The sequence below is a fragment of the Microbacterium sp. CBA3102 genome (assembly GCF_007954505.1).
GTDB classification, from domain to species: Bacteria; Actinomycetota; Actinomycetes; order Actinomycetales; family Microbacteriaceae; genus Microbacterium; species Microbacterium aurugineum.
Map to the genome: position 1 here is coordinate 408,608 of NZ_CP042412.1, position 22,537 is coordinate 431,144.

Annotated in this window: 19 protein-coding genes and 1 pseudogene; 8 read left to right on the forward strand and 12 right to left on the reverse strand. The window is 70.2% G+C overall.

The genetic code is table 11. The annotated features are described in order from the left end of the window. Positions 1–13: 13 nt before the first annotated feature. The 6 genes and pseudogenes from FGL91_RS02100 to FGL91_RS02125 all read right to left on the reverse strand — a co-directional run bounded on the left by FGL91_RS02100 (position 14) and on the right by FGL91_RS02125 (position 6,882). Positions 14–1,123, reverse strand: coding sequence for a glycerate kinase (locus FGL91_RS02100; RefSeq protein WP_131492228.1), 1,110 nt, complete (start codon positions 1,121–1,123; stop codon positions 14–16). Positions 1,124–1,247: 124 nt separating this feature from the next. Further along, a pseudogene (locus FGL91_RS02105) lies at positions 1,248–2,189 on the reverse strand (LacI family DNA-binding transcriptional regulator); the annotation flags it as partial. 159 nt (positions 2,190–2,348) lie between these two features. Then, a complete protein-coding gene (locus FGL91_RS02110; protein WP_153242929.1) occupies positions 2,349–3,227 on the reverse strand; it encodes a sugar phosphate isomerase/epimerase family protein in 879 nt (292 codons plus the stop codon). After that, positions 3,224–4,405 (reverse strand): dihydrodipicolinate synthase family protein, encoded by a 1,182-nt coding sequence (locus FGL91_RS02115; protein WP_131492226.1) that lies wholly within the window; start codon positions 4,403–4,405, stop codon positions 3,224–3,226. The genes FGL91_RS02110 and FGL91_RS02115 overlap by 4 nt, the downstream gene beginning before the upstream one ends. A gap of 8 nt (positions 4,406–4,413) precedes the next feature. Then, positions 4,414–5,577: a Gfo/Idh/MocA family protein gene (locus tag FGL91_RS02120; protein ID WP_131492225.1), complete on the reverse strand. Its 1,164-nt coding sequence runs from the start codon at positions 5,575–5,577 to the stop codon at positions 4,414–4,416. Between the two features lie 348 nt (positions 5,578–5,925). Continuing rightward, entirely contained in the window at positions 5,926–6,882 is a 957-nt protein-coding gene (locus FGL91_RS02125) for a LacI family DNA-binding transcriptional regulator (RefSeq protein WP_153244646.1), read from the reverse strand. Between the two features lie 142 nt (positions 6,883–7,024). Here FGL91_RS02125 and galT point away from each other — a divergent pair, with 142 nt between their 5' ends. From galT to galE, 3 genes are read left to right on the forward strand one after another with little or no spacing between them, the layout of a single operon-like run. After that, positions 7,025–8,227: a galactose-1-phosphate uridylyltransferase gene (gene galT, locus FGL91_RS02130; protein ID WP_153242930.1), complete on the forward strand. Its 1,203-nt coding sequence runs from the start codon at positions 7,025–7,027 to the stop codon at positions 8,225–8,227. Then, a complete protein-coding gene (galK, locus tag FGL91_RS02135) occupies positions 8,224–9,417 on the forward strand; it encodes a galactokinase (protein ID WP_153242931.1) in 1,194 nt (397 codons plus the stop codon). The genes galT and galK overlap by 4 nt, the downstream gene beginning before the upstream one ends. 48 nt (positions 9,418–9,465) lie before the next feature. Next, positions 9,466–10,446 carry a UDP-glucose 4-epimerase GalE gene (gene galE / locus FGL91_RS02140; protein ID WP_153242932.1) on the forward strand — a complete coding sequence of 327 codons (981 nt, stop codon included), beginning with the start codon at positions 9,466–9,468 and terminating at the stop codon, positions 10,444–10,446. 3 nt (positions 10,447–10,449) lie between these two features. Here the strand turns inward: galE and FGL91_RS02145 are convergent, their stop codons facing one another. From FGL91_RS02145 to FGL91_RS02155, 3 genes are read right to left on the reverse strand one after another with little or no spacing between them, the layout of a single operon-like run. Next, positions 10,450–11,775 (reverse strand): MFS transporter, encoded by a 1,326-nt coding sequence (locus FGL91_RS02145; protein WP_153242933.1) that lies wholly within the window; start codon positions 11,773–11,775, stop codon positions 10,450–10,452. Continuing rightward, entirely contained in the window at positions 11,772–12,701 is a 930-nt protein-coding gene (locus FGL91_RS02150) for a polysaccharide deacetylase family protein (RefSeq protein WP_131494353.1), read from the reverse strand. The genes FGL91_RS02145 and FGL91_RS02150 overlap by 4 nt, the downstream gene beginning before the upstream one ends. A 44-nt stretch (positions 12,702–12,745) precedes the next feature. Then, the gene (locus FGL91_RS02155; RefSeq protein WP_153242934.1) at positions 12,746–13,894 is read right to left on the reverse strand and encodes an ROK family transcriptional regulator; all 1,149 of its coding nucleotides are present in this window, start codon (positions 13,892–13,894) and stop codon (positions 12,746–12,748) included. Positions 13,895–14,474: 580 nt separating this feature from the next. Here FGL91_RS02155 and FGL91_RS02160 point away from each other — a divergent pair. Together FGL91_RS02160 and FGL91_RS02165 are read left to right on the forward strand one after the other, a co-directional pair. Beyond that, complete coding sequence (locus tag FGL91_RS02160; RefSeq protein ID WP_227991809.1) at positions 14,475–15,167, forward strand: M23 family metallopeptidase; 693 nt, start codon at positions 14,475–14,477, stop codon at positions 15,165–15,167. A gap of 50 nt (positions 15,168–15,217) precedes the next feature. Beyond that, positions 15,218–15,742: a GNAT family N-acetyltransferase gene (locus FGL91_RS02165; RefSeq protein ID WP_131494356.1), complete on the forward strand. Its 525-nt coding sequence runs from the start codon at positions 15,218–15,220 to the stop codon at positions 15,740–15,742. Between the two features lie 27 nt (positions 15,743–15,769). Here the strand turns inward: FGL91_RS02165 and FGL91_RS02170 are convergent, their stop codons facing one another. Next, on the reverse strand, positions 15,770–17,221 hold the full coding sequence (locus FGL91_RS02170; protein WP_153242936.1) for a gamma-aminobutyraldehyde dehydrogenase: 1,452 nt from the start codon (positions 17,219–17,221) through the stop codon (positions 15,770–15,772). Between the two features lie 99 nt (positions 17,222–17,320). Between FGL91_RS02170 and FGL91_RS02175 the strand changes: the two genes are divergently transcribed. From FGL91_RS02175 to FGL91_RS02185, 3 genes are read left to right on the forward strand one after another with little or no spacing between them, the layout of a single operon-like run. Then, positions 17,321–17,788 (forward strand): Lrp/AsnC family transcriptional regulator, encoded by a 468-nt coding sequence (locus FGL91_RS02175; RefSeq protein ID WP_047520308.1) that lies wholly within the window; start codon positions 17,321–17,323, stop codon positions 17,786–17,788. Between the two features lie 28 nt (positions 17,789–17,816). Further along, positions 17,817–19,220, forward strand: coding sequence for an NAD(P)/FAD-dependent oxidoreductase (locus tag FGL91_RS02180; protein ID WP_153242937.1), 1,404 nt, complete (start codon positions 17,817–17,819; stop codon positions 19,218–19,220). Beyond that, the gene (locus FGL91_RS02185; protein WP_153242938.1) at positions 19,217–19,564 is read left to right on the forward strand and encodes a cupin domain-containing protein; all 348 of its coding nucleotides are present in this window, start codon (positions 19,217–19,219) and stop codon (positions 19,562–19,564) included. Before FGL91_RS02180 ends, FGL91_RS02185 begins: the two co-directional genes overlap by 4 nt. A 22-nt stretch (positions 19,565–19,586) precedes the next feature. On the opposite strand, the gene FGL91_RS02190 is transcribed toward FGL91_RS02185, so the two are convergent. Both FGL91_RS02190 and FGL91_RS02195 read right to left on the reverse strand, forming a co-directional pair. Further along, positions 19,587–21,089 (reverse strand): carboxylesterase/lipase family protein, encoded by a 1,503-nt coding sequence (locus tag FGL91_RS02190; RefSeq protein WP_153242939.1) that lies wholly within the window; start codon positions 21,087–21,089, stop codon positions 19,587–19,589. Between the two features lie 29 nt (positions 21,090–21,118). Next, positions 21,119–22,426 carry an MFS transporter gene (locus FGL91_RS02195; RefSeq protein WP_131494360.1) on the reverse strand — a complete coding sequence of 436 codons (1,308 nt, stop codon included), beginning with the start codon at positions 22,424–22,426 and terminating at the stop codon, positions 21,119–21,121. Between the last annotated feature and the right edge of the window lie 111 nt (positions 22,427–22,537).

Here is a 22,537-nt window from a genome sequence, read left to right on the forward strand (position 1 = left end):
CGCGGGCGACGTCTCAGGCTGCGGCGGAACGGGCCAGCACGGCGCCGGCCTCGCGCAGCCAGCGCGCCGGTTCGGCGAGCGCCGCGTCGGGGGAGCCTGCCAGCTCGGTGAGTGAGGCGGATGCCGCGAACAGCGCGGTATCCGCATCCTCGGTGATGCGACCGGCCGCGACCATCGCGCGCGTCCCGGCCTCAGCGGCGAGACCCGCGAGGTAGGAGGGCACCTTGCCGTCGCCGGACTGCCCGTCGTAGGACCCCTCCCCGGTGATGACCACATCGGCATCGGCGATCGCCTCGGCCAACCCGATGAGTTCCGCGACCTCGGATGCGCCGGGAGCGAGGATTCCGCCCCACACCACCAGGGCGGCACCGGTCCCTCCGGCCGCGCCGTTCCCCGCGCCGTCCGGATCGACGCCGAGCAGTGCGGCGAGCCGGCGCAGCCCGTCGTCGACGAGGGCGATGTCGTCGAGGGTGCGCAGTCCCTTCTGCGGGCCGAACACCGCGGCGGCCCCGCGCGGACCGACGAGCGGGTTCGTCACGTCGGTGAGCACGCGCACCTCCGGAGCCGGGCGCAGTCCGGAGAGGTCGACCGCGGCGATGTCTCCGAGTCCCCGTGCGCCCGGAGCGACAAGAGCGCCCGCGGCATCGAGGAACCGCGCCCCCAGTGCCGACAGCATGCCGGTGCCGCCGTCGGTCGATGCGCTCGAGCCGATCCCGACGACGAGGCGCGAGACCCCGTGATCGAGTGCGGCGGCCATGGCCTGCCCGAACCCGGCGGTGTCGGCGTCCCAGGGGCGCAGCTCCGTCAGCAACTCGATGCCCGATGTCGAGCCGAGGTCGACGACAGCCGTCCCTGCGGGAGCATCCTCGGTCGGGGGAAGCAGCAGCCAGGAGGTATCGATCCGGTGCCCCGCAGGCCCGTCGACCGTGACCGGCATCCGCACGGCCCCCGGAACCGCGGCCTCGAACGCCGACACGGTGCCCTCGCCGCCGTCCGCCATGGGCCGGTGCACGAACTCCGCCGCGGGGTCGACGGACGCCCATCCTTCGGCGAGCGCCGCCGCGGCATCGGCTGCCGTGATCGTGCCCTTGAAGCTGTCCGGTGCCAGCACGACCCGGGTCACCGCGGGACCCCGGGGTGCTCGCGCGCACGACCACGTCGAGCGGCAGCGGCGCCTGCTCCCAGTCCGCATCCACCGTCGCACGGAAGGCCTGGTAGCCGACCTCGCTCAGCGGCACACGCACCGTCGTCAGTGCCGGGGAGACGTCGCTGCTCGCGGGCACGTCGTCGAAGCCGCAGACCGCGATGTCGGCGCCGATCTCCCGACCGGCATCGCGGATCGCGGACATCGCGCCGATCGCGACGACATCGGTGATCGCGAAGACCAGGGTGCCGGTGGGCACACCATCGGCGAGCGCCGCGGCCATACTCTCCGCGCCTGATTCACGGAGGAAGCCGCCACGCAGCGTGCGCACGACAGCTCCTCCTGAAGCCTCGAATCCGGCGCGGAACCCGGCCAGACGATCATCCGAGGTCCACACGCCCTCGGCGGCACCGAGCGCGATCGCCGAGCGATACCCCCGCTCGGCCATCCGTCGTCCCAGTGCCTCGGCTCCGGAGCGGTTGTCGATCTCGATACTCCGCTCCACGCCGGAGCCTGGCCCGAAGGCGACCACCCTGCCGCCCAGACGCGAGAACTCGGCGAGGTCGTGGGCGACATCGGCCTCGATCGGGTCCTGCGTGCCGGAGGCGGCGAGGATCAGGCCCCGCGGCCGCTGACCCCGCAGAGCTCGGACGATGCGCGCCTTCCGGGCCGGATCACGGTCGGTGATGGCGACCGTGACGACGAGCCCGTGCTCGTCGGCACCGCGCGCCACCCCCGAGGCGATCAGACCGAAGTAGGGGTCGGCGATGTCGGCGACGAGCAGGGCGATGACGGGCGAGGTGCCACGCGCGGTCGCCTGGGCGGAGACGTTCGCGGTGTAGCCCAGTTCCGCGGCCGCCGCTTCGACACGCTCTCGGAACGACTCGGCGACCTTGCGCTCCGATCCGTTGAGCACACGGGAGGCGGTCGCAAGCGATACGCCGGCCTCGCGAGCCACGTCGTGCAGGGTGGGTGCGGGTCCCCGCGTGTGACGCTGGGCCCTGGTCGGCGCCGGCCGCTCCGCCGACGATGCGGGCTCTGTCATGCCCCAGATCCTACTTCCCCGCCCCGCGGCCCGCCGACGCACCGACGCCCCATGCACGGATGTCGGGCCGATGCATGGATGTCGGACGGAAAGCCGCCCGTGCGCCCTGCATCCGTGCGCGCTCCCGACAGATGGTACGCCGAACCTCCGGATCGGACCTCATGCGAGGTGCGGAGAGACGGCGGCCGCGAACGTCTCCGCCGTGCGGCGTACGACGCTCTCCGGGGTATCCGCCCAGATCTCGGCGTTGAAGATCTCGACCTCGATGTCGCGGTCGTACCCGGTCGCGACGACCGCACGGGTGAGTGAGCCGAAGTCGATCACCCCGTCTCCTGTGTAGTGCCGGGAGAGCAGCACGTCGGCGGCGAGGGGTGTCTTCCAGTCGCACACCTGATAGGTCGCGATCCGGTTCTCCCTGCCCGCCCGCGCGATCTGTTCGAGCACCTGCGGATCCCACCAGATGTGGAACGTATCGACGGCGGCCCCGACCACCTCGGGCGCGAAGTCAGCGGCGATGTCGAGTGCGTGCCCGAGCGTCGAGATGACGGCGCGGTCCGACGCGTACATCGGATGCAGCGGCTCGATCGCGAGCGTCACCCCCGCCGCCTCCGCCTCGGGAGCGAGGACACCGATCGCATCGCGCACCCGCTCCCGCGCTCCGATCAGGTCGCGTGATCCCGCAGGCAATCCGCCCGCGACGAGCACGAGCACGGCGGTCGAGCCTTCCGCACCGGCCGCGGCCAGCGTCGCGGTCTCCTCGATCGCCCTGCGGTTGTCATCCAACGCCGTTTCCCGGTCCGCACCGGCCGGCAGGGTGAAGAAGCCGCCCCGGCAGTGCGTCGAGAAGCGCAGACCCGAGTCGGACAGCATCCGCGCAGCGACGTCGAGGCCGACCGCATGCACGGGCTCCCGCCAGAGGCCGATCGATCGCACTCCCGCGTCTGCCGTGACCCGCAGCGCGGTGGCGAGATCGGCATGCTTGATCGTCGCCTGGTTGATCGACAGCCGCGGGTCGGGGATCTGCGAAGAAGGGCTCATGCGTCCACTCCGTTCACGCGCAGCATGCGGTGCCACCGTTGCTGTGCGAGGTCGGGCTGCTCCAGCGCGAGCGAGGTGTTCGCAAGCTCGACGATGCGACTCAGATGCGGCAGGCTGCGTGCGGAATGCAGGCCACCGACCATCTGGAACGCGGGCTGATGCCCGTTCAGCCAGGCGAGGAAGGCCACGCCCGTCTTGTAATAGAACGTGGGGGCGGCGAAGACCTGCCGGCTGAGCGCTTCGGTCGGGCCCAGGATGCGCAGATACTCCTCCTGGTCACCGGCGTCCAGAGCCTGGATCGCCGCCGAAGCCACCGGGGTGATCGCCGCGAACGCGCCGAGGAGGGCGTCGGAGTGCATGTCATCGCCCGGCGTCATCCCTTCCGCTGTGCCCCCGATCAGACGGACGTAGTTGAAGTCGTCGCCCGTGAACATCCGCACGCCTTCGGGAAGCCGTGCGCGCACCGAGATCTCGGACTCGGCGTTCAACAGACTCATCTTCACTCCCGCGATCTTCCCCGGATTCTCGGCGATGATCTGCAGCAGCACCTCGGATGCCTCCTGCCAGCCGTCTGCCCCGAAGTAGCCGGCGAGCGCAGGGTCGAAGGCGGTTCCGAGCCAATGCAGCACGACGGGGGTCGTCGCTCGGGACAGCACCTCGCGGTAGACGCGACGGTAGTCCGCGGCATCCGTCGCCGCGCGGGCGAGGTGCCGGGACGCCATCAGCACAGGACCGGCCCCGTGCTCCTCTGCGAAGTGCAGCTGTTCGGTGTAGGCCGTGATCACCTGGTCGAGGGAGATCTCCGACTCGGCGATGTGGTCGGTGTTGACGCCGACCACCACCGAGCCGCCTTCCTCGCGGGCGACTTCAGCGCTGCGAGCGATCAGTTCCCGCGTGGCCGCGGCATCCAAGCCCATGTTGCGCTGCGCGGTGTCCATCGCATCGGCGACGCCGAGCCCCCAGGAGAACACGTTGCGGCGGAACGCGAGCGTGGCGTCCCAGTCGATGTCGGCGGGCTGCCCGGGGGTGTTGTCGGCGTGCACCTTGGGCACGACGTGTGCGGCGGCGTATGCGACGCGGCTCCGCAGCGGTGCGGTCGGACGCGTGCAGGCACCGACATCGTTGAGAGCGACGTCGGTGGTCGCGCCTGTCGGGTGCAGGAGTCGGAGCGTGGCCATCGTGCGCCTCAATCCAGGGTCAACGACTCGAGGGCGATCTTGCGGCCCTCGGCGCTGGAGGTCAGACCGGCCTCGGCGAACTGCACTCCACGGGCGCCCGCGAGCAGGTCGAACGGGTAGTCGGTGCCCTCGACGTACGACACCAGATACTCCTCCCACTGCTGGCGGAAGCCGTTGAGGAAGACATCGTTGGTCGGCACCTGTTGCCAGTCCGCGTCGTAGTCGCGGGTGTCTTCGAGATCAGGGTTCCACACCGGCTTGGGGGTGGCGTTTCGGGGCTGGATCTTCGCGCCGAACAGCCCGACCACCGCGGATCCGTGGGTGCCGTCGACCTGGAACTCGACGAGCTCGTCCCGGTTCACGCGCACGGTCCAGGAGGAGTTGATCTCGGCGATCACGCCGCCCTCGATCTCGAAGATGCCGTAGGCCGCGTCCTCGGCCGTCGCCGTGTAGTGCTCGCCCTGCTCGTCCCAGCGGTCGGCGATGTGCACGGCCGCCTGCGCGTAGACGCTCTTGACCTCGCCGAAGAGATTCTCCAGCACGTAGTTCCAGTGCGGGAACATGTCGGTGATGATGCCGCCACCGTCTTCCGTGCGGTAGTTCCAGCTCGGGCGCTGCGCGGGCTGCCAGTCGCCCTCGAAGACCCAGTACCCGAACTCGCCGCGCACCGAGAGGATGCGACCGAAGAAGCCCGAGTCGATCAGGCGCTTGAGCTTCTGCAGGCCCGGCAGGTAGAGCTTGTCATGCACGACCCCGGTCTTCACGCCGGCTTCCTTCGCGAGGCGCGCGAGTTCGAGTGCCTCCTCGAGCGACTCGGCGGTGGGCTTCTCGGTGTAGATCGCCTTGCCCGCGGCGATGGCCTTGCGGATCGCGGTGGCACGGGCCTTGGTGACCAGGAAGTCGGCGTAGATCTCCCACCGGGGGTCAGCGAGCGCGGCGTCGAGGTCGGTCGTCCAGTCCTCGATGCCGTGCTTCGCGGCGAGCTCGGCGAGCTTGGACTCGTTGCGGCCGACGAGGATCGGCTTCACGGTGATGCGGGAGCCGTCGGACAACTCGATGCCGCCCTGATCGCGGATCGCGAGGATCGAGCGCACGAGGTGCTGCCGATAGCCCATGCGCCCCGAGACGCCGTTCATGATGATCCCGATCTCGCGGGTGTTCGCCTGTGCCATGGTGTTCCGTTTCTGTCTCGGGCGGCTGGTCGTGGTTCCGATCCGCAGGACCGGAAAGCGCTTTCCGAGATCATGTCATGAGCGTCCGTCCGAGTGCAACCACGCAATCCGACCCCGCGGCCCCGCGCCCCGATCCGGTCCGGGAGTCCGGCGCCTCGATCCGGCCCGGGAGTCCGGGATCCCGATCCAGCCTCACCACTTCCGTCGACGCCCCCCGTGCGCGCCGAGACCCCCTCGCGCGCACGACGTCAGGAGGGGGCGTCGACGACAGGAGGGGGTCTCGACACAGGAGGGGCGTCGGGAGGAGGGAGCGGGGGGGAAGGGGTGGGAGAAAGAAGCGGGGACGCGTCAGCGCGAGGATGTGCTGGCGCGCTCGACGAGCTCCGTCGGGACGACGACGGACACCGCATCTCCCGCAGCACCCTCGATCGCCGCGACGAGCGACGACACGGCCCGGTGTGCGAGAACCGCGAAGTCCTGGCGGATCGTGGTCAGCGGAGGACGGTAGTTCGCCGCCTCCGGCACATCGTCGAATCCGATGACCCCGACGTCGTCCGGCACCCGTCGCCCCGCTTCGGCGAGCGCGCGCAACAGACCGAGCGCCATCTGATCGTTGGCGCAGAAGACGGCGGACGCCGCCCGCAACTCCCCGCCCGCCGCATACCCCGAGTCCGCACTCCAGTCGCCGCGGACCACCGGGGGCGGGCGGACACCGGCGGTCACGAGGGTCTCGCGCCATCCGCGCTCACGCTCGATTGCGGCGAAGGAATCGGCTGGTCCCGCGAGGTGGTGCACCGTGTCGTGGCCGAGAGCGAGCAGTCGGGCCGTGGCCGCGGAGGCACCACCGGCATGATCGCTGTGCACCGACGCGAACCCGGCTTCGGTCGGGGCGTCCACCACGACCAGGCGCAGTCCCTCGGGCGGCTGCGCACCGGGGACGAGCGCCGAGGCCTCGTTCAGCACGATCGCACCGTCGACCTCCTGCTCGGCGAGTCGATCGAAGGCTTCGGCGACGCCGGCGGCAGCGGTCACGAGCGTGAGGGCGTACCCGCGTTCGGCCGCGGCTTCGGCGGTGGCCTGCAGCATCCGTGAGTTGCCGACCGTGGCGAGGGTGGTGACGACGAGTCCGATGGTCTGCGAACGGCCGGTGCGCAACGCCCGAGCGGCGCGGTGGGGTCGATAGCCGAGTTCCGCCATCGCACGCTCAACGCGGGTACGGGTGTCGGGGTCGACCCGCGGGCTGCCGTTGACGACGCGCGAGACAGTCTGTCCCGAGACCCCGGCGCGGACGGCGACCATGGCCATCGACACGCGCCCCGTGGAGGGGCGCCGCCGATCGGCCCTGAGGCCCTCGACCTCGCCGCGCTCGCTCACCCTGTCGCTCCGTCCACCGGTTCACAACTCCGTCATGTTGACGTTATCACGGCCCTGTGCGTACCATGTTTACGTGAACACGCACGATCTTCCTGAGTTGCGCACCGAGGCCCTCGGCGCCGGCGTCGTCAAACGCACCACCACCCTCGCCGACGGCCGCGACCTCTTCTACTACGACGAACCCGGCACGACTCTGGGCGCCGAGCGGGCGGTCGACGCCCGCGTGCTCGACCCGCGCCCCGACACCGCGACCATGCGCCTCGACGTGCTCACCGGCGACTGGATCACGGTGGCCGCGAATCGACAGAACCGCGTGATGATGCCCGGCGCCGACGCCGACCCCCTGGCACCGCAGACCCCCGGGAACCCGTCCGAGGTCCCTTCGCGATACGACGTCGCGGTGTTCGAGAACCGCTCCCCCGCGTTCGGCCCCGCGCTCAGCGAAGCCGTCGGCGGTGCCCCCCAGGCGCCCAATGCACCGCGCGGACGGGACGACCTCTCCGCGCTGGGCCTCGGCCGCACCCGTGCCGCCGTCGGACGCTGCGAGGTCGTGTGCTTCAGCCCCGAGCACTCCGGCTCCTTCGGCACGCAGTCCGAGACCCGCGCCCGCACCGTGATCGAGGCCTGGGCGGACCGCACCGCTGCCCTGTCGACACTGCCCGGCATCGAGCAGATCTTCCCCTTCGAGAACCGCGGCGAAGCGATCGGCGTGACCCTGCCGCACCCGCACGGCCAGATCTACGCGTACCCGTACGTGACTCCCCGCACGACCCGCGTCCTGGAGTCGATCGACCGGACGGCCCCCGACCTGTTCCAGCACATCCTCGAATCCGAGCAGGCGTCGGAGCGCGTCGTCCTCCGCGGCGAGCACTGGACCGCCTTCGTGCCGTTCGCCGCCCGCTGGCCGCTCGAGGTGCATCTGATGCCGCACCGCCACGTTCCCGACCTCGCCGAGACGACCGCGGCCGAGCGCGACGAGCTGGCTCCGCTCTACCTGCGCCTGCTGCGCGGCGTCGACGCCCTCTACGACTCCCCCACCCCCTACATCGCCGCCTGGCATCAGGCACCGGTGCACGTCGGACGCGACACCGTGCGCCTGCACCTGCAGCTCACGAGTCCGCGCCGCGCCGCCGACAAACTGAAATTCCTGGCCGGCTCCGAGGCCGCGATGTGGGCCTGGGCCGCCGAAGTCCCGCCGGAAGTAGGGGCCGCTCGCCTGCGCGAGGCCATCGAGCGCGCGTCGCCGACCACCACGGGAGAAGGAGCATCCGCATGACCACGGCCCACGACGACGCGCGAGCGCTCTACACCGAGCTCACGGGACGGAGACCGGACGGCGTCTGGTCCGCGCCCGGCCGCGTGAACCTCATCGGCGAGCACACCGACTACAACGACGGCTTCGTCCTGCCGTTCGCCATCCCGCAGAGAACCTTCGCCGCGGTCGGCCGCCGCGACGACGACCGTGGCCGCGTGCGGGTCAGCTCCCGTTTCGCCTCCGATCCGGTCGAGGTCGGCCTCGACGAACTCGACCGGCTCTTCCCGACCGCGCCCGGCGCGTCTCCTGCCGTTCCCGAATGGGCGGCCTACCCGCTCGGCGTCGCGTGGGCGCTGCGCCAGGCCGCGCCCGGTGACGGCCCGTTCCGTGGTGTCGACATCGCGATCGCCTCCGATGTGCCGGTGGGAGCCGGACTCTCTTCTTCCGCGGCGATCGAGGGAGCGACGGCCTCCGCGCTCGACGAGCTGTGGGGCACGGGCCTCGACGGCAGAGCCCTCGCCCGGATCGGACGACGGGCGGAGAACGAAGCCGTCGGCGCACCCACCGGGATCATGGACCAGATGGCGTCCATGCTGGGAGCACCCGACACCGCTCTCTTCCTCGACTGCCGTTCGCTCGAGACTGAACTCGTGCCGCTCGGCATCGCCGAGGCAGGCCTCGCCATCCTCGTGATCGACACCCGCGTGAAACACGCCCACTCCACCGGTGGCTACCGCGATCGTCGCGCCTCCTGCGAGCGCGGAGCCGCAGCCCTGGGGGTGCCCGCACTGCGCGACGTGTCGATCGCCGACCTGCCCCGCGCCCGCGAACGGCTGGACGAGGAGACCTTCCGCCGTGTGCGGCACGTCGTGACGGAGAACCAGCGCGTGGTCGACACGGTGCACACGCTCCGCACGGACGGCGCGCGGGCCATCGGCGACCTGCTCATCGCCTCGCACGCGTCGATGCGTGACGACTTCGAGATCTCGACCCCCGAGCTCGACACCGCGGTCGACACCGCACTCGCGGCGGGGGCACTGGGGGCGCGGATGACCGGCGGCGGCTTCGGCGGTGCGGCGATCGCGTTGATCGAAAAGGATGCCGTCGAGACCGTGTCCGCAGCGGTGAACGCGGCCTTCGTCGCGGCCCGGTTCGCGGCACCGCACCTGTTCACCGTCACCCCTTCTGCGGGACCTCACCGCGACGCCTGACAGAATGATCCATCGGGCCGCGAGGATTCGCGGCAGGAGAGGAATGCAGTGTCCTGGATCGTCACCGGCGGTGCCGGCTACATCGGTGCCCACGTCGTCCGCGCCCTCGCGAGCGCCGGGATGACCCCCGTCGTCCTCGACGACCTGTCCAGCGGGGTCGCACCGTTCGTGCCCGAGGGCGTCCCGTTCGTGCGGGGCAGCATCCTCGACCGCGCGCTCGTCGAGAAAGCGCTGCGCGACCACGACGCGGAAGGCGTGATCCACGTCGCCGGGTACAAGTACGCGGGCGTGTCGGTGCAGCGCCCCCTGCACACCTATGCCCAGAACGTCGAGGGAACCCGGATCATCCTCGAGGCCATGGAGGCCGCGGGCGTCTCGAACATCGTGTTCTCCTCCTCGGCCGCTGTGTTCGGCACTCCTGATGTCGCGCTGGTCGTCGAGGACACGGCGAAGAAGCCCGCCAGTCCGTACGGAGAGTCGAAGCTCATCGGGGAATGGCTGCTGCGCGACCAGGCGATCGCGACGGCCGACTCCGCACACCCGCTGCGCCACACCTCGCTGCGGTACTTCAACGTCGTGGGCTCGGCCGACCCCACGGTCTACGACGTGAGCCCGCACAACCTCTTCCCGATCGTGTTCGAAGCACTGCTCGAGGGCAGGACGCCGAAGATCTTCGGCGACGACTACGACACCGAGGACGGCACCAACGTGCGCGACTACGTGCACGTCGGCGACATCGCGGCAGCGCACGTCGCCGCCGCCCAGCGCCTCGCCGACGGACGACCGATCGAGACCGCATACAACCTCGGATCCGGCGACGGACTCAGCGTCACGCAGATCATGGATGCGGTCGCCCGAGTCACCGGCATCGACTTCACCCCCGAGATCGGACCCCGCCGTCCTGGCGACCCCGACCGCATCGTGGCCACCGGGGAGCTCGCCGCGCGCGACCTCGACTGGACCATGCGATACACCGTCGACGAGATGGTGCGCACGGGCTGGGAGGCGCGGAAGGCGGCGTCCCTCTAGGGCTCAGAGGTCGCGGGTGCGGATCGGATAGAGCCAGAAGCACAGCCACGCGAGGGCGGTGAACCCGAGCGGGATGACCGCGAGCATCAGACGGATACCCCCGTCGACGCTTTCGGGCTGGGCATCGCCGAGCGTGGCGTCGAACCCCGAAACCGTCAGCACCACCGCGGCCACGACCGCCTGCAGTACGACCGAACCGCGCACCACGAAACCGTTCACTCCGAAGTAGGCGCCCTCCCGTCGGTGCCCGGTGCGCACGGCATCGTCATCGATGATCTGCGCGAGCATCACCTCGAGCAGCTGCAGCAGTCCGCCGACGCCGACCCCCACGGCGACTCCGACCAGCGACGCCCCGAGCACGGTCGACGGCGCGAGGTAGCCGAGCACGGCGACGCCGAACACCGCGACGCTCCACAGCACGGCGGTGCGCGGTGACGTGCGACGGACGACCGCGCTCCACAGCACGATCGAGGGGATCGCCGTGACGAAGATCGCCCCGAGGAGCAGGCTCCCCTCCCCTTCCTCGGCGCGCAGCGAGTACCGCACGTAGAAGGGGACCGCGGCCAGGATGACCGCGATCGAGGTCTGGACGAACAGCGAGCCCAGCACGTAGGGGACGAATGCCCGGTTGCGGAAGGTGTAGGTCAGCTGATCCTTCCACCGCATGGCTTCCGACGCCGCCTCGGGCACCCGGCGCTCGATCATCCCGCCGAAGAACGACCACGCGAGCAGCACCAGGCAGACCGCGCCGAGCACGAGCGCCATACCCGGCCATCCGAGAGCCCCGTACAGGGCGGGGGCGCCGGCCGTGCCGAGGACCATGCCGAGGATCGCGAAGATCTGCCGGGGGACGTTGCCGCGGGCGCGCTCCTCCGTGGTGCGGAAGATCTCGGGGAACAGTGCCGAGATGTTCAGCACCACGACGACGAAGGCGATGTCGTACACGGCCACGACGACGAGGAACCAGACGATGAGACCGGCGACGGGAAGTTCGGGCGGCATCCACACCAGCGTGAACGCGACGACGAGCGGCACGATGCCCAGCCCGATCCACGGGATGCGACGGCCCCAGGGGGTGCGCAGCCGGTCGGAGATCGCCCCCACGACGGGGTTCAACACAGCGTTCAGGATGCCGTGGGCGATCATCGCCACGGCCACCCACCCTGCCGGCACCGCGAGGTGCGAGACGTAGAAGTAGACGACGAACGCGGAGAAGGTCTGCGCCATGAGCTGCGTCGGGAAGCCGGAGGCTCCGAACGCGATCGCCTGCCGTCGGGTCGGAGCCGCCTCGAGACGGCGGTCGCGCAGGCGCTCGCCCACCGAGGTCATCGGACGCCTGCCCGCTGAACGTCACGCAGGGCGCGCCAGCCGACGCGCACGAGCGCCTCATCCTCGATCGCCTGCAGCACCGCGGGGTCGCGGAGCAGTCTCAGCTCATAGCCGCGCTTCGTCGCGCTGAAGTCGACCGCTGACCGCAGCTCCTCGTCGTCGACCATCGGATGCAGGTAGATCTCGGTCACGCCGGCCGGAACGGCGCGCAACAGGGCGATGAAGCCGTCCCGCACCTGCTCGTAGGTCTCCTCCTCCGGCGTGCCCTCCCCGAGGAGCGGGAAGGGATGCGACCACAACCTGTCGATGATCACGACGCCGGATGCATCGGCCGCGGCAGCTGCGGCATCGAGCGTCGCCTGCAGGGCCGCGTCCTCGCCCACGCCGTCCATGCTGCGCGGCAACCGGAACGGAAGCCCGTGACGCGCGGCGAGCTCGAACACCGGACGGAGGAAGTCGCGTCCGGTCACGAGTCCGTAGACGGAGCCCATGTGATTGTCGAGGTGCGTCACATCGACGCCGGCATCGAGCGCGGCCTGCAGCTGGGCGGCGAGCTCGACTGCCACGTCCTCCTCCGACGCCGCCTGCTCGACGGACGCGACGTCCATCGGGAAGAAGCCCGCCGCGTCGACCAGGCTCGTGTCCGTGCCGGTGAGCGGCCGCCACCGGTAGCGAGACCATTCGCTCGTGAGCACGAGATGTACACCGATGTCGAGGTCAGGGCGGGAGGCGGCGAAGGCGAGCGCCTCCGGGGACCACGAGCATGGCACCATCACGGTCGCCGAGTCGATCCGGCCGGCGTCCAGGAGGTCGACGATGGCGGTGTTCGCCGCATGGCACATGCCGAAGTCATCCGCGTTCAGGATGATCGCTCGTGCGCCGGGGGCGAGGCCGAGACGGTCGGCGAGGTCGGAGGGAAGGGTCATCGGTGATCCTGTCGGAAAGGGGCGGTGGGGAGGGGCGGCGATCCTCAGCGTCCGGGCTTCGCGGCCGGCGTGAGGATGCGGGTGAACAGGGTGCCGCGGAGAGCGGACGCCGCCTCGCCGACGGCACCGACGAGCGGCGCCTCGGGCCCGAACGAGGAGACGAGGAATCGCAGTGGGAGCTGCGCAGCGTATTCCTCGGCGATGCGCTCGATCGCCGCCACGAGCGCGGGGTGTGCTGCCCGGCCGCTCAGGATGAACGCTTCGGGGTCGAGCACCAGGCCCACGCTGCCGGCCACGAGCACGATGCGTCGTCCGATCTCCTCCACGACCCGGGCCGAGGCCGCGTCCCCGCGCGCAGCGGCCTCGAGGTGGTCCGCCAGGGAGGCGTCGGGGTCGCACCCCTCGTTGAGAGCGAGATCGCGGACGACGGCATCGCTCACGATGGGTGCACCGATCGGGAGCGGGGGCTGCGGCAGGTACATGACCTCGCCCGCCACACCGGAGAATCCGCGGTGCAACGATCCGTCGACCACGATGCCCGCTCCCAGTCCGTCGTCGAGGAGGAGCAGCGCGAAGCTGGCGAGATCGCCACCCGCACCGGCGGTGAGCTCGGCGAGGGCTGCGAGGTTGACGTCGTTCTCGATCCGGACCGGGCAGTCGAGGGCCGTGGCGAGCGCGGTGCGGAAGGCGCCGCCGTCAGGGCCGAGGTCATCCCGGATGCCGCCATCGGAGGTGACGATGCCGGGGACGCCGACGACAGCGAGGTGGACGGCGTCCTTCGTCGCCTTGACCGCACGACGGCAGCGGTCGACGAGGTCGACGATGTGCGCGACGCGCTCTTCGGTGGACGTGAGCGCAGCGTGCTGCTCGGCGCGCACGGTCCCGCTCGCGTCGACCAGGACGACATGCGCTGCGTGGTGGTCGATGTGCACGGCGGCGGCGAAGCCGAGTCGCGGATGCAGGGCGACCCGTCCGGCTGCGGGTCCGCGGGTCTCTCGATCCACGCCGGCCGCGGCGACGGCTCCTACCCCTTCGAGCATCCGCAGCACCTGGGTGACGGCGGTGCGGGAGAGACCGGTCGTCGACATCAGCTCCGCGCGGGTCTGCGGCCCACTGCGCGCCAGGGCCTCCAGGATCGCGCGGCCGTTGAGCGTGCGGAGCAGGCCCTGCGGTCCCGCGAGTGGTCTGGACATGCGTTCCGGCGTCTCCCTCGCTCGCGCGTCCTCGACGCGGTGTCCGCAAGCATGCCACATCGCGTCGCACTCGTCGATGGTTCGCCGCTCCTTTCCGCCCTCGATTTGACGCTCTCGGGGTTCGCCGCTTAGATTACAGATCGGTAACGGCGGCATCCGGGGGGATCGCCCGCCACGCACACCTCCCCTCCGGAAGGATCCCGTCACGAATTCCCTGCCGCCCGAGAGCGCTCACGACGCCTCGGAAGCCCCCACAGAAACCTCCGGCACGCCTCGACCGCTTCTGCGGCGCGACCTGCGCCGTTCCGCGAACGCCGCACAGCAGCCAACCCGCACCGCGAGCACGCCGCACACGGACACCCCTCGCCCGTCATCGCCCCCGGCATCGCCGGCCGAGTCCCGCCGGCGCGCCGCCCGCGAGCAGCCCCCGACGCCATCCCCGGAACCGACGCAGCCCCCGACGCCATCCCCGGAACCGACTGAGCAGCCCCCGAGCGCGACGCGGAACCGTCGGCGGAAGGCCTCGGCCCCGCGGATCCGTCCCCGCCGAGCGACGCGCCCGTGGGCGAAGGCCAAGGCGGTGGGAGCCACACTCGCGGTCGGCGCGATGATCACCGGGGCAGCACTGCCCGCGTTCAACCCGGAGATCACTTCGGTCGCCGCCGCCTCCGCCGAAGTCACGACCGCCGCGAGCGACTTCGCGCAGTCGTACACCTCGACGGACGAGATCCGCGCGGAGATCGCGCCTCGAGGGAACTTCGCCGCGACGACGCCGGAGGAGATCAAGGAAACGCGTTCGCGTGCCGTCGCCGCCGCGATCGCCGCCGGCATGCCTCTCGGAAGTGCCATGGAGATCCCCGTCGCCGACCGCGTCGTGATGCCGATGGCCGACGGGACCTACACGTTCACCGACGGCTTCGGCGCCTCCCGCCCCGGCCGGTCGCACCTCGGCCAGGACTTCGCCGCGGGGGTCGGCACGCCGATCAACGCCGCGATGACGGGCTGCGTCTCCCGCTCCACCGAGAGCTATCAGGGCTACGGAGTGACGATCCAGATCGAGAGCATCGTCGACGGCCAGGCCGTGAGCACCGTCTACTCGCACCTGAACTACGGCACCCGCGCGGTCGAGGTCGGCGACTGCGTCGAGGCCGGTCAGTACATCGGCGACGTCGGATCGACCGGGTACGTGTTCGGCTCCTGCCTGCACTTCGAAGTCCACATCAACACGGTCGCGGTGGATCCCATGCCGTGGCTCGAGAAGAACGTGAGCTGAGGCGCACCCCTGCCGCGAAAAGCCTTTCGCCCCTCCCCTAGGGTGGACGGATGAGTCCGCTGGTGGTCCGGGAAGCGGGCGTCGACGACGCCGACGAGGTGGCCCGCGTGCACGTGCGGTCCTGGCAGGCTGCCTACCGCGGGCTCATCGACCAGTCCGTGCTCGACGGGCTCTCCATCGCCGAACGCGCGACGGGCTGGCGTCGCCTCATCACAGATCCGCTGCCCACGACTCTCGGGCTCCTGGTCGCCGAACGCGACGACCGCATCGTCGGGTGGACGTCGTTCGGCTCCGGCCGCGACCCCGACGGCTTGGCCGACGCCGAGGTGTACGGGATCTACGCGGATCCCGATGCCTGGTCGACGGGCGCGGGACACGCGCTCCTCGACGCCGCCGAACAGCGCATGGCCGACGCCGGACACGCGCGCGCCTACCTGTGGGTGCTCGACGGGAACGTGCGTGCCGACACGTTCTACGCGCGCCACGGCTGGATCGAAGACGGCGCCATCAAGATCGAGGAGCGCCCCGAGTTCACCCTCTGTGAGCACCGCCGCGTGAAGCTGCTGGCACCCTGATCGCAGGGCCTCCGGCGCGGGTGGGCGTCAGTCGAGGGCGCTCATCACGTGCTTGATGCGGGTGTAGTCGTCGAAGCCGTACTGGGAGAGGTCCTTGCCGTAGCCCGAGTGCTTGAACCCTCCGTGCGGCATGTCCGACACGAACGGGATGTGGGTGTTGATCCACACGCAGCCGAAGTCGAGGTCGCGCGAGAAGCGCATCGCGCGGGCGTGATCCGTCGTCCACACCGAGGACGCGAGCGCGTACGGCACATCGTTCGCCATCTCCAACGCCTCGCTCTCCTCCGAGAACGACTGCACCGTGAGGACCGGCCCGAAGACCTCCCCCTGGACCACCTCATCGTCCTGCCGCACGCCCGACACGATCGTGGCCTCCCAGAAGTAGCCCTGTTCCCCCTGACGGCGACCACCGGTCTCGATCTTCGCGTGCGCGGGGAGGCGGTCGATGAAGCCCTGCACCTGCGCGAGCTGTGCGGCACTGCTCAACGGGCCGTAGAGGACGCCGTCCTCCCTCGGACCGCCCGTGCGCGCATGGCTGCGCGCGCGCGCGACGAGCGCCTCGATGAGCTCGTCATGCCGTGACTCATGCACCAGCACGCGGGTCGCGGCCGTGCAGTCCTGTCCGGCGTTGAAGAAGGCGCCCGTGATGATGCCCTCCACGGCCTTCTCGAGGGACGCATCCGCGAACACGATCGCGGGCGCCTTCCCGCCGAGTTCGAGGTGCACGCGCTTGACGTCGCTCGCCGCCGACCGCGCGACCGCCATCCCCGCACGCACCGAGCCGGTGATCGCGACCATCTGCGGGGTCGGGTGCTCCACCAGCGCGACACCCGTGTCGCGATCGCCCAGCACGACGTTCAACGTGCCGGCCGGCGTGTGCCGGGCGACGATCTCCGCCAGCAGCAACGTCGTCAGCGGAGTGGACTCAGCGGGCTTCAGCACGACGGTGTTGCCGGCGGCGAGCGCAGGGGCGATCTTCCACACGGCCATGTTCAGCGGGTAGTTCCAGGGCGTCACCTGCCCGATCACACCGACGGGCTCGCGGCGGACGAACGACGTGTGGCCGGCGAGGTACTCCGCTGCGGCTCGTCCTTCGAGACTCCGAGCGGCCCCTGCGAAGAAGCGCAGCTGATCGACCGACTGCATGATCTCGTCGGCCACGAGGCTCGCCCGCGGCTTGCCGGTGTCCTGCGATTCGAGGTCGGCGAACTCCTCCGCGCGGGCTTCCATCTCGTCGGCGATGCGGAACAGCGCGAGCTGTCGGTCGGCGGGCGTCGTGTCGCGCCAGAGCGGGAAGGCCGCGGACGCCGCGGCGTAGGCGGCGTCGACGTCGGCCGCGGCCGAGACGGGCGACTCCCCGTAGATCTCCTCGGTGGCAGGATCGATGAGCGGCATCCGCCCCGAGCCGTTCGCGGGCACGAAGTGTCCGCCGATGAAGTTCTGCAAGGGAGCGGAGGTCTTCAGAAGAGTGCTGGGCATGGCGTCATGCTAGCGCGTCGGGTGCGGAATCTGAAGATGTGGACCGATATTTCAACTGAATCAGTTGCAGATCAGCGTCATAGCTGACAATATCGACACATGAGCTCGAAGCCTGCCCAGCCCGCACTGGATGACATCTCCAAGCGCATCGTCGAACTGTTGCAGGAGGACGGCCGCCGTCCCTACGCGGAGATCGCACGCGAGGTCGGACTGAGCGAGGCCGCCGCACGGCAGCGCGTGCAGCGGATGACCGAGGCGGGTGTCATCCAGATCGTCGCGGTCACCGATCCGATGCAGCTCGGCTTCCGGCGCATGTCGATGATCGGCATCCGCGTGTCGGGCGACCCCCGCACCATCGCCGAAGAACTCACGACCATCCCGGAACTGGCTTACGTCGTGGTCACGCTCGGGACGTTCGACATCCTCGTTGAAGCCGTGTGTGAGGACGACGAGCACCTGATCGACCTGATCGCGACCCGCATCCGGACCATCCCCGGCATCGCGCACACCGAGAGCCTGCTCTACGCGGGCCTCTACAAAGACCTCTACAACTGGGGAACGCGCTGAGGCGCACCCCCCTCACATCGGAGTGAACATGGGCACCACCGTCTTCGAACGCCGACGTCCGCCGCAGGGAATCGTCGACGACTCCCTGCGCGAGACGGCTCTCCGCGTGTTCTGGCTCGACGACGTCGATCGGCCGACGCATCCCTCCCTGAACGGGACGGTCCGCGCGGATCTCGCGATCGTCGGCGGTGGGTACGCCGGCCTGTGGACGGCCGTGCGCGCCAAGGAGCGCGACCCCGGACGACGCGTCGTCCTGCTGGAGGCGTCGCGGATCGCGTGGGCCGCGTCCGGCCGCAACGGGGGCTTCTGCGAGTCGAGCCTGACGCACGGCCACGAGAACGGTGTGAACCGCTGGCCGGAGGAGATCGACCGGCTCGAAGAGCTGGGGCACGCCAACCTCGACGGCATCGAGGAGACGATCGCGCGCTACGGCATGGACGCCGAGTTCGAGCGCACCGGACAGCTCGCCGTCGCCGTCGAACCGCACCAGGTCGACTGGTTCCGCGAGGAACCCGGATTCCTCGACCGCGAGGCGGTGCAGGCGGAGGTGCACTCGGAGACGTTCCTCGCCGGCGACTGGGACCGCGAAGGATGTGCGATGGTGCACCCCGCGAAGCTCGGCGTCGAGCTGGCACGTGTGGCTGCCGACCTCGGCGTCGAGATCTACGAGCACAGCCTGGTGCGTGCGATCGAGGGCGACGGGTCCAGCCCCATCGCCCTCGTCACCCCGAACGGCCGGGTGGTCGCCGATGCGGTCGCGCTCGGCACGAACGTCTTCCCTTCCCTCCTCAAGCGCAACCGTCTGATGACCGTGCCCGTGTACGACTACGTGCTGATGACCGAGCCGCTCTCCACGGAACAGCTCGCCGCGATCGGCTGGTCGAACCGACAGGGCCTCGCCGACAGCGCGAACCAGTTCCACTACTACCGCCTCACCGCCGACAACCGCATCCTGTTCGGCGGCTACGACGCGATCTACCACTTCGGCGGCAAAGTGCGCCCGGAGTACGAGGACCGCATCGAGAGCCACCGCCGGCTCGCCTCGCACTTCTTCACCACGTTCCCGCAGCTCGCGGGCCTGCGCTTCACGCACCGGTGGGCGGGCGCGATCGACTCGTCCAGTCGGTTCTGCGCGTTCTTCGGCACCGCGCGCAAGGGACGCGTGGCCTATGCCACCGGCTTCACGGGTCTCGGCGTGGGCGCGGCGCGCTTCGCCGCCGACGTGATGCTCGACAAGCTCGCGGGCGAGGAGACCGAGCGCACCGAGCTGCGGATGGTGCGGGAGAAGCCCATTCCGTTCCCGCCCGAGCCCGCCGCCTCGATCGGCGTCAACCTGGTGCGCGCGGCGATGGATCGAGCCGACCACAACGAGGGCAAGCGCAACCTCTTCCTCAAGACGCTCGACGCCCTCGGCATGGGCTTCGACTCATGAGCGGCCTCGCTGCGGGCGGCGGAGTGGATGCCATCACCCTGGACCTCGCGCATGCTCCTCTGCCCGCGGACGAGGTGATCGCCGGAGCTCCGACCACCGCCGTGCACGAGCTCGCGACCCTCGGCGGTGTCGAGGTGGGCATCTGGGAGATGACGCCGGGCACCGCCACGGACACCGAGACCGACGAGGTCTTCGTCGTGCTGACGGGCCGTGCCACGATCGCGTTCGCCTCGTCCGGGCTGCCCGACCTCGAGGTCGGCCCCGGCTCGGTGGTGCGCCTCGCGGACGGCATGCGCACCACCTGGACCGTCACCGAGACGCTGCGCAAGGTCTACGTCGCCTGACACCCCGGTGCGTCGGCCGATGTCAGCCGAGCAGCGGTCGCACGGAGGCATAGGCGTCGGCGACGTCGCGCGTGGGGACGTCGTAGACCCGCGCGATGCCCGCGGCCCCGTGATGGCGCGGCCAGCCCGGGTCGCCGGTGGTGATGAAGGCGACGGCGGCCCCGTGCACCTCATCGGCCAGCTCCTGCGGAGGGTTCGGTCCGGCGAGCGGCTCCATGGCCGGACCGTCGAGGCAGTCGAAGAAGAACGGCACGTCGAGGCAGTGCTCGGCGAAGCCGAAGTGTCCGGACGGCCAGGAGAACCGGTACAGCCAGGTCGGCGCGTCACCGCGGTCGGCCACGACCTTGAGCAGCGCCGTGCGGAACATGCGGTCGGTCAGCAGCCGACCGCCCACGCGGGCATTGCCGAGTCCGGTGATGTCGGCGTTGGCGGCCAGGTACGCCCGCCGCGCGCTCTTCGGCAGCCCGAGCCGCCTCAACAGAAGCGACCGCGGCACCCAGCGCAGCTTCTTCTCGGCCCCCGCGAACACCATGGTGAACTCGTCATCGGTCGCGCCGAGCACGAGAGGTTTATCCGCGCCGACACCCGCGGCGATCGACTCCCGGGTAGGACGCACGAGCAGATCGCCGTCGACGGCCGGGCCGAGCGGGAGGCCGTCCTCCACCACGCTGCCGAGAGCATCGGGGCCGAGCTCGGTCGCCTTCTTCTGCAGTTCGAGGATGCGGTCTTCGGCGAGGGACGAGAACCCGGCCACGGTCGGTTCCACCCCGGCGGACGCGGCGAGCCCCCGACCGAACTCCTCCGCGCGCGCCGGAGCCACATCGGCGAGGGCTCCGGAGATCGCGTAGACCCCGTGGAACAGGTGCTGCGCCTTCTCCATGCCGAGCAGGGTCAGCACGGCCCCACCCCCGGCGGACTGCCCGGCGATCGTGACCCGCGACGGATCCCCGCCGAACCGGGCGATGTTCTGCTGCACCCACTCCAGGGCGAGCAGCCAGTCGCGCACACCGCGGTTCGACGGCGCATCCTCGATCCACCCGAAGCCGTCGAATCCCAGACGGTACGAGAGCGACACGGTCACCACGCCGTCGCGGTTGAAGTTCCGGCCGTCGTACCAGGGGCTCGCCGGGGAGCCCGCGAAGTAGCCGCCGCCGTGGATCCAGACGAGCACCGGAAGACCGGTCACCTGCTCAGTGGTCTCCGGGCTCGGGGTGAAGACGTTCACGTTGAGCGTGGAGTCGCCCTCGATGCTCGGCTCGGGAATGAGCGTCACCCCTGGGTCGCCGCGCTGTGCGGTGGCGGGGAACTCGAGCGCGTCCCGCACGCCGTCCCACGGCGCCTTGGGCACCGGAGCCTGGAAGCGCAACGGGCCGGTCGGTGCCTCTGCGAAGGGGATGCCGAGGAAGGCCGCCGTCCGCGGGTTGCCCCGCCCTCCCGTGGTCGGGCGCCAGCGACCACGCACCCGTCCTGCGGTGGTGTCCACCTCGACGAAATCGGCGGCCGTCTCGAACTCGGTATCGGTCATCACAGCATTCTCCCGGTCATTCCTGGTCATCAGCGCACTCCCTTGATCGGTGCGGTCGCGACGGCGGCGAGGATCACGAACACGATCGCGAAGACGAAGAGCATCGCATAGCCCCCGAGGGACGTGATGATGACTCCGCCGATCGCCGGGCTCAGCGCCTGCGGCACGTTGGTCGCGACGTTGAGGATGCCGAGATCCTTGCCCGCCGACACCCCCTCGTTCGGCAGCACTTCGGTCATCAGCGCGGCATCCACCGACATGTACAGACCGAACCCGATGCCGTTGATGACGCTCATCAGGATCATCCCCGTCATGTTCGGCTGCAGCACGGGCATCGCCAGACCCACCACCATCACCGCGGAGGCGACGTAGATGAACACCTTGCGACGACCGACCTTGTCGCTCCACCATCCGGACAGGCCGATCGCGATCAGCGTCGGGACGAAGGCCACGAGGGTCAGGGTGACGACGGCGCCCTGCGCATCCGCGAGCGGCAGCCCGATGTAGTCGGTGAGCATGTAGAGCTGGTAGGCGCTGACGACGAAGTAGCCGAGGATCAGCAGGAAGCGAGCCGTGAACGCCCACGCGAAGTCCGGGTGACGGCGTGGATCGATCCAGAAGCCCCTGAAGAACGCACTCCAGCGGAACGGATCGACCGAAGCGTGCTGCGAGGACCAGTCCCGGTTCACGAACGCGAACAGCAGCGCCACCACGATCACGGCTCCGCCGAACACCGCGTAGCCGACGCCGATCTGCGCGGCGAAGGCACCGGCGAGCATGACGCCGACCGTCATGCCGACCTGCGTGCCGAGTCCGATCATCGCGCTCGCTCCGCCGCGCTTCGAGCGCGGGAAGCGGTCGGCGGTGATCGCGGTGAGGGGCGCCTGGAAGAAGTTCAACGCCACCTGGATGATCACCCAGAACACCGTGATCCAGAGGATGTCCGTCAGGGACCCCATGCCGAACAGGAAGACACCGCCGACGATGGCGCCGAGCACCATCCACGGCACGCGGCGCCCGAAGCGCGAGCGCGTGCGGTCGCTCAAGGCGCCGACGATCGGCTGCGCGAACAGCGTGAACACGAAGGAGATCGTCGTGACGACGGCGAGGTTGCCGACCTTGTTCGCCTCGTCGATCATCAGCACCTGGCTGGGCAGGAGGATCGCGATGAGACCGCCATAGGTGGCGAACAGGGTGAGCGAGGCGATCAGCAGGCTGGGCAGCAGTCGCCGGTTCGCGGGCGGGCTCGCCGCCGGTTCTCCGGCTGCGGGCGGGGCTGAGCGGATCGTGCCGGTCGGGGCGAGTTCGGCGGCCGGGTCGAGAGGGGGAAGGGACATGTCGGCTCCTCGTTGAGCGGTTGCGTATGAATACCAAACAATGTTCGGTATTCATCGGACATGCTGGCAGATCGGCAGCCCCTGCCGCAAGACATTCACGAACGATGTTTG

What these genes read in the sequence shown, in the direction of transcription:
- FGL91_RS02110 (WP_153242929.1), bottom strand. Translation starts at nt 3,227, where the DNA reads ATGAGCCCTTCTTCGCAGATCCCCGACCCGCGGCTGTCGATCAACCAG.
- FGL91_RS02115 (WP_131492226.1), bottom strand. Translation starts at nt 4,405, where the DNA reads ATGGCCACGCTCCGACTCCTGCACCCGACAGGCGCGACCACCGACGTC.
- FGL91_RS02120 (WP_131492225.1), bottom strand. Translation starts at nt 5,577, where the DNA reads ATGGCACAGGCGAACACCCGCGAGATCGGGATCATCATGAACGGCGTC.
- FGL91_RS02125 (WP_153244646.1), bottom strand. Translation starts at nt 6,882, where the DNA reads ATGGCCATGGTCGCCGTCCGCGCCGGGGTCTCGGGACAGACTGTCTCG.
- galK (WP_153242931.1), top strand. Translation starts at nt 8,224, where the DNA reads ATGACCACGGCCCACGACGACGCGCGAGCGCTCTACACCGAGCTCACG.
- FGL91_RS02145 (WP_153242933.1), bottom strand. Translation starts at nt 11,775, where the DNA reads ATGACCTCGGTGGGCGAGCGCCTGCGCGACCGCCGTCTCGAGGCGGCT.
- FGL91_RS02150 (WP_131494353.1), bottom strand. Translation starts at nt 12,701, where the DNA reads ATGACCCTTCCCTCCGACCTCGCCGACCGTCTCGGCCTCGCCCCCGGC.
- FGL91_RS02155 (WP_153242934.1), bottom strand. Translation starts at nt 13,894, where the DNA reads ATGTCCAGACCACTCGCGGGACCGCAGGGCCTGCTCCGCACGCTCAAC.
- FGL91_RS02165 (WP_131494356.1), top strand. Translation starts at nt 15,218, where the DNA reads ATGAGTCCGCTGGTGGTCCGGGAAGCGGGCGTCGACGACGCCGACGAG.
- FGL91_RS02170 (WP_153242936.1), bottom strand. Translation starts at nt 17,221, where the DNA reads ATGCCCAGCACTCTTCTGAAGACCTCCGCTCCCTTGCAGAACTTCATC.
- FGL91_RS02175 (WP_047520308.1), top strand. Translation starts at nt 17,321, where the DNA reads ATGAGCTCGAAGCCTGCCCAGCCCGCACTGGATGACATCTCCAAGCGC.
- FGL91_RS02180 (WP_153242937.1), top strand. Translation starts at nt 17,817, where the DNA reads ATGGGCACCACCGTCTTCGAACGCCGACGTCCGCCGCAGGGAATCGTC.
- FGL91_RS02185 (WP_153242938.1), top strand. Translation starts at nt 19,217, where the DNA reads ATGAGCGGCCTCGCTGCGGGCGGCGGAGTGGATGCCATCACCCTGGAC.
- FGL91_RS02190 (WP_153242939.1), bottom strand. Translation starts at nt 21,089, where the DNA reads ATGACCGATACCGAGTTCGAGACGGCCGCCGATTTCGTCGAGGTGGAC.
- FGL91_RS02195 (WP_131494360.1), bottom strand. Translation starts at nt 22,426, where the DNA reads ATGTCCCTTCCCCCTCTCGACCCGGCCGCCGAACTCGCCCCGACCGGC.